Source organism: Chloroflexota bacterium (assembly GCA_014360805.1).
Taxonomy (GTDB): Bacteria; Chloroflexota; Anaerolineae; order DTLA01; family DTLA01; genus DTLA01.
This window is the reverse complement of sequence record JACIWU010000006.1, coordinates 23,913-39,339: the sequence shown is the minus strand read 5'-3', so window position 1 is coordinate 39,339 and position 15,427 is coordinate 23,913. Positions and strand designations below refer to the sequence as shown.

Genomic DNA, 15,427 nt, shown 5'->3' with positions numbered 1-15,427 from the left:
TCAGCGGTCAGCACGCAGTTTGCTGCCAGGGGCTGGTGGCTGATTGCTGATCGCTGATGGCTGGTCGCTATACGCCGATTTCTTCCACCCTCACGCCCGCCAGGTCCATCGTCCCCAGGCCCATCTTCGCGGCGGCGGGGATGTACGACACGTCCGTCGGCGTCAGCCCGAACAGCGACGTGGCGTAGGCGTCGGCGGCAACGATGTCGGCGCTGGCGATGATCGTGTTGGTCTGCTTCACGTCGGCCAGGTTGCCACCCGTGGGGCCGTTGGCCATGAGGATGCGCACGGCGTCCACAACCGTCAGCGTGGGGCGCACCAGGCTCGTCAGTTCGGCGATGCGCTGGCCCATGTTGCGGTGCATGGCGGGGCGGTCCCAGATGACGCCGAGAAGATTCTTCATCCCCAGCGTCAGCCGCGCCAGGCCGTGATCCTTGGCGATGGGCACGTTGATGAACACGTCGGCATCCAGCGCGTCGCGGTAGATACGGATTTGCTTCAGGTCTTTGCCCTGCGGGATGGGGGCGGTCGCGTACTTCATCTCGGACATGATTTCCATCTGGCCGCCGGCGGCTTTCACCGCGTCGGCGACGCCACTGCGGGCATAGGCGGCTTCGGGGCTGCCGCCGAAGGGGTTGTCCATCACGCGCACGCGCCTGGCTCCCGCGCCCAGGCACAGCGCCACCAGCGCGCCCACGACTTCAGGGTTGGTAGTGGCCGCGTACTCCGGCCCGTGATAGGCCACGCAGATGTTGGGCTTGATGATGACATCGGCGCCCGGCTTCACGAAGCGCTCAATGCCGCCGATGGCGCGGATGGCCGCCTGCACCAGGGCCGTGGGGCTGTCGCCGCGCGCCACGGCCAGGTAGGCGTCGCCCGTAGCGGGCGCAGGGGGCTGCCCCGTCGGCGTAGGGCCTGCCGCTGTGGCCGCTGGCAGCGTGGACATGGGGGTGGCGGTTGCCAGCGGCGGGATGGTGGGCGCGGCCGTCGGCACGGACGGGGAACCGCACCGCGCCAGCCCCGACGATGCCGCCGTCGCGCCCAACGCCAGCAGGATCATCCGGCGGATGAATTCGCGCCGATCTATTTCGTTCATGTCCATGTTCTCCTTTGGCCTTGCCGACGGCTGGCCGCGCAGCCGTCAGCGGTCAGTACCGATGTCGGCGAAGCGCGCGAGTGCAAACAAGCCCTCGCGGATTCGGCTCCGTCTTGTGTTGGCGACCAAGGCGCGATGCGCTTTCGGAAGCGTGTCGCACCTGTGCCCATTCTCCGCAATACATCCCACAGCCATTATACCCGCACGCGCAAAAGCGGCCAAATTCGGTCGGGTTTTGCCCCTCACGACAGGCCTTTTTTCCCATTGCCCCCGATCCCTAATGTCCACTAGAATGGGGTAAGACCGTGGACGCGCGGCCTGCGTTGGCCGCTGGGTGAGGAGGGATCGTCGTGAGACAGCGCGCAGTCATCATCGGAATACTGGCAGTCGCCATCGGTGTGGTGGCCGTCAGCGTTCGGGCAGCGACCCCCGCAGTCGCATCCCGAACGCCGCGGGCGTATCTCCCGTGCGTCGCCGTCCAGCGCGGCGTAGCCCCCACCGCCACGCCCACCCGCACCCCAACTCGCATGCCCACAACCGCCCCGACCCAGACGCCCACATCCACCCGCACCCCAACGGTCGCGCCTACCACCACGGCGAGCGCCACACCCACCCGCACCCCCACTGCCACGCCCACCCAGGCGCCCGGGCTGGTCGTCCAGGGGTACGTGCGCCTGAATGACGAAACCGGCCCAGGCCTGCCCGGCGTTACCATCTACCGCCGCTTCGCATCCTACCAGCCCACGCCCGTCGCCACGACCGACGCCAACGGCTTCTACCAGTCGCCCTTCCAGCCCATCCCAGGCGACGAGACCGTAACTGTCTGGCCGGAGAAAGAGGGCTACACGTTCTTGCCGATGCAGGTACAATGGCGGCACTACTACGGCTACTCGGTGCGCATCCTGGACTTCACGGCGCTGACCTACACGCCCACGCCCGAACACACGCCCACCGCCACGCTCACGCCCAGCGCCACGCCCACCCGCACCCCAACCCGCACCCGCACGCCCACGCCGGTGCCGTGCAACGATCCATACGAACCCAACGACACCTACGACATGGCGGCGGGCTTCCTGGGCGTGCCCATCAGCCTAGCCGACGCGTACATCTGCACGCCAACCGACGAGGACTTCTACGGCGTCTGGATTGACGACACCAAGTTCGTAACGCTGACGCTGTACCACCCCACGCTGGATTTGGGTCTGGAAATCTTCAACCCCGATGGTGAGTCGGTGGCATCCATAGACCACGAGGGGACCGGCGCCGAAGAGGGCTGGTACGTGGTCAACCAGTCGGGGTACTACGTGTTCCACGTGTACGGGCATGGGGACTCCAGCAACACCGTGCCCTACAGTCTGAACATCCAGCCGTTTGACAAGTACGATCACTTCTCGTCATCGGTGCTCAACACGCGCTGGCAGTGGCTGCGCCCGGCTATGAGCAAATGGAGCCTGACCGAGCGCTCCGGTTACCTGCGCATCAAGACCGACATCGGCGAACTCAACTTCAACGACACGGCGCGGAGCATCCTGCTACAACAGTTCCCGACGCCCAATTTTGACATCCGCACCGCACTGGACTGGACGCCGGCGCGGAACAAGCACGAAGCGGGCCTGGTGGTCTACCAGGAGTCCAACCACTACGTGAAACTGACCGTGCGCTACGAGAACGGGACGCGGGTGCTCGTCCTGGCCAAGCGTAAGCCCGGGCACGACTTCTCGTACTACCAGGAGACGACGTTGCCCGCGCCGCCCTACCCGGTCATGTACCTGCGGCTGGTGCGCCGCGGCAGTCAGTACACGGGATACATCAGCGCCAACGGACAGAACTGGACGTACTTCGGCTCGCTCATCGCCGACACGATGACATCGCCCAGAGTCGGGCTGGGGGGCTGGAACGGCAACATGGACTTCAGCGATCCCGGCGTCAACGCGGACTTTGACTGGTTCTTCGCCGTGCCGTCCGGCTAGCGCCCTCCCCTTTCCTGCCGCCAGAGCGCCAGGGTGAGAGTTGCACATGCGCGGTGAACTCCCGCGCGGCGTGCCTGGGATTTCCACCACCGTGCACGCGGAGAACGACGGATTTGCTGCGCACCCACCCTGCGCGGAGGGCATTCGGATCGCGAAGGACACGAAAGGGCGCGAAAGCCACGAAAAGCACGGCCGCACATCCGCGGAGGTGAACCCCTCACATCCCCCTAGCCCCCTTCTCTCCCCGCACGCGGGGCGAGAAGGGGGAAACGGCCACGAGCGCCGGGCCAGGGTAAGGGGGTGCCGCCCGCATCATCGCCGGATTTTCGCCGGCAGGATGTACGGGTACTCGCGCCCCAGCGCCAGATGCAGCGCCCGGTCCACCTTGCGAAACGCCAGGTACAGCCGCCAAATCAACGCGTCCTCCCGATAGTACGCGCTGACCTCCTTCACCGTGAGCGGCCGTATCGTGCCCCCGCCATCCCACGCCGCGAAGAACCCGTTGACCGCGTCGGTTACCGCCGGAACCCACTCACCCCGCTGCTCCTTGTAGAAATTCGCCACCAGGTCCACGGCCACCTTGCGGAAGTCATAGTAGCGGGTCATCACATCTTCCAGGAACAGCAGGCGGAGAATCCAGACCAGGAACGAGGGCGCGCTTCGCAGGAAAATCTCGGGGTTCAGTTGTTCCACGCCGCCGCGCCGCATCATGGGCGAACTGGTGTCAAAGTAGATCAGTTCAATCGGATCGCCCAGGTGCGGCTGGCGGGGATCAAACCCCGCGATGGCCCAGTTGGATATCTGAATGTCCAGGCCCAACTCCAGTTCGCCCTGGTGCCGGCGGTTGAAGTCAAACACTCGCTTCGCCTCGGCCAAGACGGCCTGAACCAGTCTCTGCACGTCATCCAGCGAGAGCATCTGCATCGCGCGGTGGCCGATGGCGTCGGGCGGCAACTTCTGCTGCGCGATGTACACCACCACGCGCCCGCTGCGCCGGTCCACGAACGACACGGCCTTGTCGGCCACAACCCGCAGGCCAATGCGCTCCCGAAGCGTGTTCACGTAGTCGTCGTGGAGCGCCTGATACGCGGCGGCCTCCTCCGCCGTGCGGAACATGGGCAGGCGCTTGTAGGCCACGTGCCGCTGGCTCTCGGTGCCGATCTCCAGGGTGGTGCTGATCTCACCGTAGCCCAGCACCCTGGCGGGTATGGCGCTGCGCTCCGGATGACGCGGGTCCAAGCCGGCTTCAAAAGCCCGGAGCAGTTCCAAATCTATGTCCAGGTCAGTCATGGGCGCCTCCTTGCAGGAACGCTTCCACACCTGAAAGGGCCGCATCCACCCGCTGGAGAATCTCCTCGGCCAGCGGGCGGTCTATGGTGAGAGGCGGCAGGAACTGGGCAACGCGCGTGTCGTTGTAGGCATACACCGACAGCAGCCCGGCCTCGTAGGCCGCCTTGGAGAAAAGCGGCCCGCAGTACGGGTTGACCATCTCTATCCCCATCATCATCCCCAACTGGCGCAACCGCACCAAGACGGCGGGATGCTTCTCCTTCAGCCGAGCGAACCCCTCGGCGAAGATGCCGGCCATCTCCTCCACATGGCGCAGGAAAGCGGGGGCGGAACTGATCTCCAGCACCTTGAGGGCCACCGGGCACCCCACCTCGGCCCCGCCAAAGGTGGAAATGTGGATGAACGGATCCTTATGGAAAACGGCCTCCAACTCTGCGCGGAAACACGTCGCCGCGATGGGGTAGATGCCGCCCGATAGCCCTTTGCCGATGACCATGATGTCCGGCTCCACGCCGAAATGCTGGATGCCCCAGAGTTTGCCCGTGCGGCCCAGCCCCGCCTGGATCTCGTCCACGATCATCAGCGCGCCGGCCCGGTCGCACAACGCGCGGACCTGGGCGAAGTAATCCTTGTCGGCGATCGGCATACCGTAGGTGGCGGGGACCGTCTCAAAAATGACCGCGGCGGTCTCCTCGTTCACCGCTTGCTCCAGGGCGGCGATGTCGTTGAACGGGACCTGATAGAATCCGGGCGGCATGGGGCCGAAGGGTGCGCGGTACTTCTCGTCGCCCGCGGCCAGGGCCAGGCCGGTGTGGCCGTGGTATCCGCCTTTGGCCGAGATGATGTTGGGCCGCCGCGTGTACCCGCGCGCCACCTTGATGGCCAAATCCACCGCCTCGCCGCCGCCCACCGCGAAGACCGTATACGCCAGATTGCCGGGGGCCAGCTGCGCCAGACGCTCGGCCAGCACCGCCCGCTGCTCGCTGATAAGGTGATGGTTGCCGATGTCCAATTCACGCAGGCTACGCTCCAGGGTCGCGATGATTTCGGGGTTTCGGTGGCCCAGGTTGAACACGCCACCGTTGCAGTGGCAGTCAATCAGCCGCTTCTCGCCCGCCAGATCCCAAAGGTAGGGCCCTTCGCGCCTGCCCAGGGCAAACTCAATACCGGTGTCGCGGAAGAAGCGGACCTTGCCCGAGGATACATGCCGTGCGAAGAGGTTCAGGACTTCCTCTTTGGTGCGCGCGCCCACCAACCGAGAATCTTGGCTCATGGCATTCCCTCCTTTGCTGAAGAACAGTAGCCACAGATGCCTCTCACCGCTGACCGCGCGGAGACCGCAAAGAGGACAAACGAGGATTCTCCGCGGTCGCGGTGTGCTCCGCGTTGAAGCGCATGGTTTCGGCGCCCATCCTTGCCCGCCGAGGTGCCGTCGGCGGCTAAATCCATTCTAGCGAACGCCCGCAGGCACCGTCAAATCGTGAGAGCCTGTAGATTCGGTTCCAAAGTCTGTGGGTCGCGCCATAGGACAGGTGCGACGCACTTCCGAAAGTGCGTCGCACCTTGGTCACCAACAAAAGACGGAACCGAATCCAAATCAGCCTGTACTTGCCAGCGTTCCCAACCTGTGGTATATTTGCCGCGAAGAACCGAATATCGGCCAGGCTCTCCGAGCTGCGCGGCCTAAAGGCGACGGCCCATGGCGCGCAGCCGCAGCGCCCAGGGGGCAACCCCTCGGGCCAACGGTGCGGGTGGAAACACCCACGCCCCCCGTGCTCGGAAAGGAGAACCGCAGCCCTTTGTCCATGTCGGCTGCTCTTTCCGGGCAGCCGATTCGTTTTGCGCGGAGAGACCGAGGGAATCCGAAGCGCCGCAGGGGGCGAATCCTGCATTCGCCCAACCCGCGACGCCAGGTCCCGCCGAGGGAGGTACGCCATCAACGAGATTTGGGAGGGGCTCAAACAGGCCGTCCTGCTCTTGTGGCACCTGGACCCCGAGGTGCTGCAGATTGTGGCCGTATCGCTGCGCGTGTCGGGCACGGCCCTGCTCCTCAGCGCCACCATCGGCATCCCGCTGGGCGCGTGGCTGGGGTTCTCGCGCTTCGTGGGCCGCAGGCTCATGGTGGCGCTCCTCTACACGGGCATGGGGTTCCCGCCCGTCGTGGTGGGGCTGTTCGTGTACCTTCTCCTGTCGCAGAGCGGCCCCCTGGGTAGCCTCAATGCCCCGTGGCTGCCGCGCCTGTTCACCGTCGGCGCCATGGTCGTGGCCCAGGTCATCATCGCGTTCCCGCTGGTGGCCGGGTTCACCATGGCCGCCGTCAAGGGCGTGGACCCCAACCTGCGCCAGCAGTTGATCTCCCTGGGCGCGACCCATTGGCAGGCGACCCTGGCCGTGCTGCGTGAGGCCCGATTTGGCGTTATCGTCTCCATCATCGCGGGCTTCGGGAGCATTATCTCGGAGGTGGGCGCGGTCATGCTGGTTGGCGGCAACATCCAGGGCTCCACCCGCGTCCTCACCACGGCCATCGTCCTGGAGACCCGACGCGGCAACTTCAGCCTGGCCATCGCGTTGGCGCTCATCCTGCTCCTGTTGTCGTTTCTGAGCAACGTCCTCATGCTCCGCCTCCAGGGAAAGACCACATGAGCGAGTGGGTGTATCAGGGCGAGAACCTGCGGGTCATCTACGGTCGGCGCACCGTCCTGCGCGTGGGCCAACTCACCGTCAACGCGGGCGACCTCCTGGGCATCGTGGGGCCCAGCGGCGCGGGCAAGAGCACCCTGTTGCGGGTGCTGGCGCTGCTGGAGCCGCCCACCGAGGGCGTGCTGTACTTCGGCGGGAGGTCAGAACCGGTGCGCTGGCCGCCGCCCCTGAACCTGCGACGGCGCGTTACGATGGTCTTCCAGCGCCCGCTCCTGCTGACCGCCAGCGTTTTCCACAACGTGGCCTACGGCCTGCGCGCCCGCCGAGCCGACAACGTGCGCGCGCGGGTGGAGCAGGCGCTGGAGATGGTGGGGCTGGCCCACATGGCCCACGCGGCAGCGCACACTCTGTCGGGCGGCGAACTCCAGCGCGTGGCCCTGGCTCGCGCGCTGGTGCTGGAACCCGAGGTGCTCCTGCTGGACGAGCCGACGGCCAACTTGGACCCGTACAACGTGTCGGTGATAGAGGACGCGCTGAAGCGTTTGCGCCACCACAATCACACAACGGTCGTCCTGGTTACGCACAACGTCTTCCAGGCCCGCCGCCTGGCCGATCGGGTTATGTTCCTGCTGGACGGCGAGTGCGTGGAGACCGCCGATGCCGAGACGTTTTTTGAGTCGCCGAAAGACCCCCGCACGCGCGCCTTTGTGCGCGGGGACATGGTGTACTAGCGGGAGGGTCCCGGCCATGCGGATCAGATGCGCGCCGTTCGCGATTGTCCTCGCAATCCTGCTGGCGCTTCACGGCTGCGGCGCGGCCACGCCGCCCCAGAAACTCGTCCTCGCCACCACCACCAGCACCGCCGACTCGGGCCTGCTGGACTTTCTCCTGCCCGACTTTGAGGCGAAGTACAACTGCGACGTGCAGATTATCGCCGTGGGCACGGGCCAGGCGCTGGCTATCGCCGCCAAGGGCGACGCCGACGTGGTGCTGGTCCACGCCCGCGCCCAGGAGGAGGCTTTCGTGGCCAACGGCGATGGCGTCAGCCGCAGGGATGTGATGTACAACGACTTCATCCTCGTAGGGCCGCGGTCAGACCCCGCCCGCGTCGGGGGCAGCGCGACCGCCGCCGAGGCTTTCGCCCGCATCGCCCAGGCGCAAGCCCCCTTCGCGTCCCGAGGCGACGGCTCTGGCACCGAAGCCAAGGAAAAGGCCATCTGGCGGGCCGCCGGAATCACGCCCGACCCGGCTTCGGGCTGGTACTTCTCGCTGGGCCAGGGAATGGGCGACACGCTCCTGTTCGCCGGCGAGAAAGGCGCGTACACGCTGGCCGATCGCGGCACCTACCTGTCCATGCGCGACAAACTGAACCTGGCGATCTTCGTCGGCGGCGAGACGCCGGACAAGAACCCCGACCCGACCTTGCGGAATCCCTACGGCGTCATCGCCGTCAACCCCGCCAAACATCCCAACGTGAAGCACGACCTGGCGATGAAGTTCGTGGACTGGCTCACGTCGGCGGAGACCCAGGCGCGGCTTCTGGAGTTCACCATTGCTGGCCAGCCGCTGTTCTATCCGGATTCCGCCGAGTGGAAGGCGCGCTGATGGGCACGGCGGCGGCACGCGACTGGAACGCCTTTGCCGCCCATCCGTGCCCTTCGCGGATTGGGCCCTACGCCCCCATGCGGGCCTTGCGTTTGGCCAGCAGCCGCCGGATGCGGGCGTGGCGCTCCCGCGTCAGGGGATAGAACCACGCCATCACAATCGCGCAGGCGAGCAGGATTGCGCCCATCGGCCCCAGCATGAACCGAATGGCCCCCAGCGCCGACGCCGGTTGCGCGAATTGCGTAACCCCCTCGGGCGGGTTGCGATAGCCAAACCAGCCCAGCACCTGGAGCGCCAGGAAGATAGCCGCCGCGCCCGCCAGTTTCCGCACGAAGTTCTTGATGCCGTAGTAAATCCCCTCGCGCCGCTTGCCCGTGCGCAGTTCGTCCCACTCCAGCACGTCGGGGAAGATGGCATCGGGCAACACGTGCGCCGTCCCCACGCTGATGCCTGCCATCACCGCCAGCGCCAGCACGAATGTGGTCTGGAAGGGCCGCACCAGCAGCGTAACCAATTGCACCACGGCCCAGAACGCCATGGCGATGATGTAGGCCGTGCGCTTGGACAGTTTCCGCGCCAGGTACGTCCAGAACGGCAGCGATACCACCGCCGTGATGAGCAGCAGCCCCAACACCACCGACTCAATGGCCATCGGCCCGCCCAGGAAGTCCAGCGACGCCACCAGGTTGCCCTGCGACACCCAGTACGTGAGGAAGAAGGGCAACATGAGCGCCACCAGGTCAAAGGTGATCCAGTTGAGCATGTAGATGCCGGTGGCGAAGCGGAAGGGGATGTTGGCCCAGGCCGAGCGCACCGACTCGCGGAACGAGATCGTCTCGGCCAGTTGGGCGGGGGTGCGCGGCTTCTCGCGGACGACGGCGAAGATGAGCAGCCACGGGATGACTGCCAGCCCGCCGAACATCGCCGCGACGGTGATGTAGCCCTGCTGGAGCGTGCCGCCCGCCGCCAACGTGCTCTTCACCACCATCGGCCCCGCCACGGCGGTTACCAGCGACGCCAGCAGATTGAAGAACATGCGGTAGCCGGTAACGCTGGTGCGCTCGTCGTAGTCGGGCGCGATCTCCGGCGTCAGCGCCGCGTAGGGCACCGACACCAGGGTCTGGAACGTGTCGCTGAGCATGTAGGCCAGCATGACGGTGATGAACAGCGCGGCCTGGCTCTTCCACGGCGGCGCCCACCACAACGCCAGGAACCCCAGCCCGAATGGGACGGCAAACCACAACAGGAACGGCCTGCGCCGCCCCCACCGCGACCGCACCTTGTCGCTCAGCACGCCCACCAGTGGGTCGTTCACCGCATCCCAGATGATGCCGAGCAGCGCCGCGAACGACGCCAGCCGCGCGTCCAGCCCCACGACATCGGTCAGAAAGATGGCGTAGAAGATTTGCCGCAGGGTTCCAAAGGACGCGTAACTCCACTCGCCCGAACCGTAGACCAGTTTCACCAGCCGCGACAGCGGCCTCTCCTGTGTTGTCGTCATCTCCGCCTCCTTATAAGGTACGATAACCGCGAATAACGCGAATCCACGCGAATGGGTCAGGAGTTAGGATGTGGAGGAGCGGTGAGGCAGGGCTCTCTGTGTTCTTACCATACGCCTCCATTCCAACTTGTGCGGTGCATGGAAGTTCATCAGCAGTCCCACCTCCAGCCCGGTTGCTTTCAAATAGTTGAGAAGTTGCGCTTCCTCAACCGCGGTCAGTTGAGCAACGGCCTTGATCTCAACGATGATTTGGCCATAGACAACCAGGTCGGCAACATAGGTTTTGCGCAGAGCATGGCCCTTATACAAGATGTTGATCTCCTTCTGTGCTTCGTAGGGAATACGTCTCCGCGCCAATTCCCACTCCATGGCTTCCTGATAGACCGGCTCCAGAAACCCCGAACCCAGTTCGTTGTACACTTCCATGGCTGCGCCAACAATGGCGTATACCTCATCTTTGAGCAACAGGTCAGTCACACTCTCTTCCCCCTGAATTCGCGTTCATTCGCGGTTACGGTAGCCCGATGTTTCGCGTCAATTCGCGTCATTTGCGGCTCCCTCTGCCCTTCATCCCTTCGCGTCCATTCGCGTTATTCGCGGTTACCCGCGCGGGTGAGGCCGTCCAGCACGTCCAGCACCAACTCGCGCAGGTCGCCGCGATTGGGCAGCGTGCCCATCATGCCGTACATCGCCGCCGAGCGCCCCGTAGCCGACCCCGCGCTCTTGCCCATGAGCGCCGACGCCCCCGTCATAAGGCGGCTCACCCACGTTTCGGGCAGCAGCCGCGTCGCCGCGCCGGCCAGGCCCACCAGCAGCCGGTCGCGCACCTTGGCCGCGCTGATGCGCCGCGCCGCGTCGGTCGCCTCGGCCAAGTCGCGCAGGAACGCATCGGCCACCTCCGCGTGCACCGGCATCACCGTTACATGCAGACTGGGCGGGAACTGCTGACGGTCCAGGTGCCACCCGCGCAGCGCCATCTCATCGCCCACCTCGTAGATGTTCACCGTATCGGATGCCAGCGCCATGATGCTCATGTGCGGCTGGCCCAGCACCCGCAGGCCCGGAATCGCCTCCACGCCCGCGCGGATTCTTCCCACGGTGTCCATCACCAGGGCCGCCAGCGCCATGTAGCCCTCCTCGCCCAGGTAGTGCAGGATGGCCCACGCCGCCGCAATCGGCCCCGCGGGGCGCGTCCCCGCCATCGTCGGCGAGGCGTAGATGCCGCCGGGCCAATCGGTGTAGGCGAAAAACTGGTGGCGGCGCAGCGCGGCGTCGCGGTACAGGATCACCGACGCCCCCTTGACGCAGTAGCCGTACTTGTGCAAATCCGCCGAGATGGACGTAACGCCCGGCACGCGGAAGTCAAAGTCGGGCACGGGATAGCCCAACTTGCGCACAAAGGGCAGCATGAACCCGCCCACGCACGCGTCCACGTGGAACAGGATGCCGCGCTCCTGGGCGATGGCGGCCATGTCGGCGATGGGGTCCACGACGCCGAAGGGATAGGCGGGTGCCGATCCCACCATGAGGATGGTGCGGGGGGTGATGGCCGCGCGCGCCGCTTCCACATCGGCGCGGAAGTCGGGCCCGATGGCCGTGCGCACCGGTCGGACGTCAAAGTAGTGCGCCGCCTTCTCAAAGGCCGGGTGCGCCGTCAGCGGCAGGACCATCTCGGGCTGGCGGATGTCGGGGCGGTGGACCCGCGCCCATTCTCGCGCCGCCTTCACCGCCAGCAGGATGCTTTCCGTCCCGCCGGAAGTCATGTTGCCCACGGTCTGCTCGTCGCCCCCCAGCAGGTCGGCGCTCATGGCCACCACCTCGGCCTCCATCTGGCGCAGGCTGGGGAAGACCGACGGGTTCAGGCCGTTCTCGGAGAAGAACAGCAGCGCCGCCTCCTTGAGCACGTCGGTAATCTCCTCGCCAGCGTAGTACACGAGACTGAACAGGCGGCCGTCCTGCCACTTCACGTCCTTGTCGCGCAGCGCCCGCATGGCGGCCAGAACTTCATCTTTGGGGATGCCCTTTTCGGGCAGGCGATAGGGATTCACACTCATGCCAATGACCTCCCTTCTGCAAACGAGAAGATGCGCAGTTCCGCCAGCCAGGAATGCGGAACCCGATGCGCCCCCTAACAAGAACCCAGGGCGACATGGGGGGCAGCGCGCGCTCTCCAGATGCCGAGTGCCACCTTGCGCATGGCGCGCAGGCCCACCGTCAAGTGGCGCCGAATCAACCGAACCCTGTGCCCGCCCCAACCGAGCAGGCGACTCTCGCCAAGCCGTCAGTGCCGGCGTGCCGCGCCAAAGAGCGGATGACGATGCGTAGCCAGGTTCGCGATGCGGCTGAGCATCGCACCGTACGTGTAGCCCCTTTCCTTGGCCGCGTACACGGTGGAGGTCTCTCCACTGATGTCCGGATTTGGGTTCACGTCCAGCACGTAGAATGTGCCGTCGCGCAGCCGAATGTCCAGCCGCGCGTAGTCGCGACAGCCGAGCGCCCGATAGGCCAGCAGGCAGGTTCGGCGAAGACACGCATACTCCTGCGCGACCAGAGGCGCCGGCACCTTCAGCCCTATCTCCTCGTAAGGTCGCGTGCCCGGCGTGAACTTGGAGTCGTAGGAACAGAGGCGGTCGCGCATGTCCGTGAACTTGCTGAAATCCATCTCGGCGGGAGGCAGCATCTCAATGCGACCGTTGCCCCAGAGGGACACGTGCAACTCGCGCCCGTCAATGAAGTCTTCCACGAGGGCAGGCTGGTGGAACGTATCCAGCACGTAAGCGATTCGTCGCCGCAACTCCTCGGCGTTCACAACGACGGCCTGGGGAGTTACGCCCAAACTGCAGTGCTCCCGTGCCGGCTTGACGATGGCAGGAAAACGATGCCAACCATCCAGCCGATCCGAGTCATAGACGCGCCACACGGGGGTAGGCACACCCGCTTTGCACAACAGCGTTTTGACCCCATGCTTCTCCCAACTCCGCGCCAGCACGTCGGGCGGGGAACCCGTGTACGTGTACCCCTGGCGCTCCAACACCTCCGCCACCAAAGCCTCGCTGTGGGGTACGTCGGGGAGCGATTCGCACCAGTTGAAGACCAGGAATTCATTGGGGGCAAAATCTCGGAGACGCGCTGCCAAATCGGCATCGCGGACAGGCACGTTCACTACCGAATGGCCCTGTTCACGCAAGGCACTCTCCAGCGCGTTGACATCCGCAAGAACCTGATTCAGGTCCGAGGGCGAGAGCGTCGGATCAACGTCATGGAGTAGGAGGATGGGCAAATCGCAAGCGGGTTCGGGCGCTGGCATCTCCCTCCCTCTGTGAAATATGCGCCGATAATAGCGTATCGCGAGACTTCGGTCAAACTCACCGGCCCGGCGATGCCGACTCAAAGTCTGTTGGTAACCCACATTGCGAGAAGCACGGGACGCCGAAAGACCTCGCACCCGCGGGCGCACCCCACCCCCGCGCCTTCCGCTTCCCCAAGAGGGTGGGGTCTGTCCTCACCCCACCCCATTCGTGCTGATTCGTGTCATTTGTGGATGACGCCGGCCCCGGACAGGGCTAAACCCTCGCCCTGCGGCCAGCCCGCAGGGCTTCGCCCGTTCAGCCCGATGCTTCAGCGTCGGGCGGGCGCGCCACCCCCGCGCCTTCGGCATCTCCCGCTCCGCCAGCGCCGCACAGACCGGTTGGGCGATGGCCTCGTTCGGCCCGTGCCGGGCATCGGCTCACGCCATGCCGCGATTGCGCAGCCGTGCCCGCTCCCACGCCGCGAAGTCCTCGGGCGGGTGGACGATCTCCGCCTCGGGCTTCAGGTGCAGCGCGACGGCCCCCTCGGGGCAGCCGCTGGCGCACAGACCGCACCCGATGCACCGCGCCCGATCCACGGCGGCCACCGCGTCGCCGACGGCAATGGCCCCCACCTGGCAGCGGCTTTCGCAGATGCCGCAGCCGGTGCAGGCGATCTCGTCCACCACCGCGTAGTAGTTGGCCGCGGCCACCGAATCGGCCAGGCCGTACTCGGTGATGCCCCGCAGGATGCCGCAGCAGCACCCGCAGCAGTTGCACACGTAACTCACGCCCTTCGCCACGTTGCTCACGGTGTGCACCAGCGCCGCCGCCTCGGTCATGTCCAGCAGGGCCAGCGCCTCGTCCAGGGTGATGTCGTTCGGCTCGGGCGGCAGCGGGATGGAGTAGAAGACCAGGCACGTGTGCAGCGGCTTGTCGCACCCCTTGCCGATGAGTTTCTGCTGCACGCGGCAGATGCAGTCGCGCACGCGGAACGTCTTGCCGTCCATGAGCAGTGCCTTCACGTCATCGTAGGGCAGAATCCATTCGGTCTTGGCCGCGCCCCGCGCCGGCACCACGCGATGGAGCGCCGGCTGAACCCCCATGATGCCCGCCGTGCCGCCTGCCGCCATGTACTCCTCAAACAGGTGGGCGAACTCGTGATCCATCCGCTCCAGGTGCCCCTCGTAGATGCCCACGACGAACGGCGCCAGGCGGAAGCGGCGCTCGCCCTCGTGCTTGTCGCCCCAGACCAGGCCGCGCCGCGCCATGGCCTTGAGCGCCGGCAGCACCGTCTCCTCGGGCAGCCCCACCCGCGCGGCGATGGCGTCCACCGGCTCCATCTCGCCCGTGAGTCGCGCAGCCAGTGCCGCCTCTTCGGGGGCAAAGATCTTCTGCAGAATGCGCAGTTCCACGCCGGTGGCCGTTCGGGGGAAGCCGTTGGGCAAGCGGTTCAGCGCGTCGGCCAGGTGCTCGTACACATCGTCCATGGTCGCCTCCTTCGCGGGGTAAACGTCGTCCGTTGGGTGCCGGCGCCATTGTAGCGCAGGGCTGTGCGCGTGTCAATGCGCGTGCGCAAATGCGCCTTGACGCGCCGCGCGGGGGTGGGGTAGAATGGGGGCAGCGGTCGGACGATAGCCGATAGCCGTCAGCGGTCGGCGAGTCGTAGTCGTAGGGCGGCTATCCCTAGCCGCCGGTACGGGGGGTAGGCCATGGACGACAAAGAGTGGGGTTCTGTAGCGGACTGGGTCAAGGCGGGCATCGCCCTGGTAGGCCTTCTGGGCGCGCTGGCGTCCTACGGATTCCTGCCCGAGGAATTCGGATGGGTGTGGCCGGTGCTGGCTCTTATCGGCCTGGCCGGCGTCGGGCTGATCATCGCGCGGTTGCCGTCCGCCAGGCGCGCTGCCCGAGCGCGGCGGGATGCAGAGCGGAAGGCCCACGCCGAAGGCGACCGCAGCGTCGCCATCGCGGGCGACGTGAAGGGGAGCACCATCGTAACGGGCAACATCAAAGACAAGCGTTAGGGGCGCAGCACGCT

At 66.0% G+C, this 15,427-nt stretch carries 13 protein-coding genes and 1 riboswitch; of the genes, 5 read left to right on the top strand and 8 right to left on the bottom strand.

Going from position 1 to position 15,427, the window contains the following annotated elements; genetic code table 11:
* Nucleotides 1–67: 67 nt before the first annotated feature.
* Nucleotides 68–1,096 carry a DUF362 domain-containing protein gene (locus tag H5T65_02015; protein ID MBC7258004.1) on the bottom strand — a complete coding sequence of 343 codons (1,029 nt, stop codon included), beginning with the start codon at nt 1,094–1,096 and terminating at the stop codon, nt 68–70.
* Nucleotides 1,097–1,446: 350 nt separating this feature from the next.
* Here H5T65_02015 and H5T65_02010 point away from each other — a divergent pair, with 350 nt between their 5' ends.
* Nucleotides 1,447–3,066 carry a hypothetical protein gene (locus H5T65_02010; protein MBC7258003.1) on the top strand — a complete coding sequence of 540 codons (1,620 nt, stop codon included), beginning with the start codon at nt 1,447–1,449 and terminating at the stop codon, nt 3,064–3,066.
* Nucleotides 3,067–3,378: 312 nt separating this feature from the next.
* On the opposite strand, the gene H5T65_02005 is transcribed toward H5T65_02010, so the two are convergent.
* Together H5T65_02005 and H5T65_02000 are read right to left on the bottom strand one after the other, a co-directional pair.
* Nucleotides 3,379–4,356, bottom strand: coding sequence for a hypothetical protein (locus H5T65_02005; protein ID MBC7258002.1), 978 nt, complete (start codon nt 4,354–4,356; stop codon nt 3,379–3,381).
* Nucleotides 4,349–5,629: an aspartate aminotransferase family protein gene (locus tag H5T65_02000; GenBank protein MBC7258001.1), complete on the bottom strand. Its 1,281-nt coding sequence runs from the start codon at nt 5,627–5,629 to the stop codon at nt 4,349–4,351. The genes H5T65_02005 and H5T65_02000 overlap by 8 nt, the downstream gene beginning before the upstream one ends.
* 382 nt (nt 5,630–6,011) lie before the next feature.
* Nucleotides 6,012–6,159: riboswitch (molybdenum cofactor riboswitch) on the top strand.
* Nucleotides 6,160–6,291: 132 nt separating this feature from the next.
* Between H5T65_02000 and H5T65_01995 the strand changes: the two genes are divergently transcribed.
* The 3 genes from H5T65_01995 to H5T65_01985 are packed head-to-tail and all read left to right on the top strand — an operon-like array spanning nt 6,292 to nt 8,601.
* Nucleotides 6,292–6,999 (top strand): ABC transporter permease, encoded by a 708-nt coding sequence (locus tag H5T65_01995; GenBank protein ID MBC7258000.1) that lies wholly within the window; start codon nt 6,292–6,294, stop codon nt 6,997–6,999.
* Entirely contained in the window at nt 6,996–7,727 is a 732-nt protein-coding gene (locus tag H5T65_01990) for an ATP-binding cassette domain-containing protein (GenBank protein MBC7257999.1), read from the top strand. Before H5T65_01995 ends, H5T65_01990 begins: the two co-directional genes overlap by 4 nt.
* Nucleotides 7,728–7,743: 16 nt before the next feature.
* Nucleotides 7,744–8,601 carry an extracellular solute-binding protein gene (locus H5T65_01985; GenBank protein MBC7257998.1) on the top strand — a complete coding sequence of 286 codons (858 nt, stop codon included), beginning with the start codon at nt 7,744–7,746 and terminating at the stop codon, nt 8,599–8,601.
* A gap of 67 nt (nt 8,602–8,668) precedes the next feature.
* On the opposite strand, the gene H5T65_01980 is transcribed toward H5T65_01985, so the two are convergent.
* The 5 genes from H5T65_01980 to H5T65_01960 form a co-directional block, all read right to left on the bottom strand.
* The gene (locus tag H5T65_01980; GenBank protein MBC7257997.1) at nt 8,669–10,102 is read right to left on the bottom strand and encodes an MFS transporter; all 1,434 of its coding nucleotides are present in this window, start codon (nt 10,100–10,102) and stop codon (nt 8,669–8,671) included.
* Nucleotides 10,103–10,165: 63 nt separating this feature from the next.
* Nucleotides 10,166–10,579, bottom strand: a complete 414-nt coding sequence (locus tag H5T65_01975; protein ID MBC7257996.1) for a GxxExxY protein — start codon at nt 10,577–10,579, stop codon at nt 10,166–10,168.
* Nucleotides 10,580–10,692: 113 nt separating this feature from the next.
* The gene (locus H5T65_01970; GenBank protein ID MBC7257995.1) at nt 10,693–12,156 is read right to left on the bottom strand and encodes an aspartate aminotransferase family protein; all 1,464 of its coding nucleotides are present in this window, start codon (nt 12,154–12,156) and stop codon (nt 10,693–10,695) included.
* Between the two features lie 227 nt (nt 12,157–12,383).
* Complete coding sequence (locus H5T65_01965) at nt 12,384–13,409, bottom strand: hypothetical protein (protein ID MBC7257994.1); 1,026 nt, start codon at nt 13,407–13,409, stop codon at nt 12,384–12,386.
* Between the two features lie 420 nt (nt 13,410–13,829).
* Complete coding sequence (locus H5T65_01960) at nt 13,830–14,879, bottom strand: 4Fe-4S binding protein (GenBank protein ID MBC7257993.1); 1,050 nt, start codon at nt 14,877–14,879, stop codon at nt 13,830–13,832.
* Nucleotides 14,880–15,101: 222 nt separating this feature from the next.
* Between H5T65_01960 and H5T65_01955 the strand changes: the two genes are divergently transcribed.
* Nucleotides 15,102–15,413 carry a hypothetical protein gene (locus H5T65_01955; protein ID MBC7257992.1) on the top strand — a complete coding sequence of 104 codons (312 nt, stop codon included), beginning with the start codon at nt 15,102–15,104 and terminating at the stop codon, nt 15,411–15,413.
* Nucleotides 15,414–15,427 lie beyond the last annotated feature (14 nt).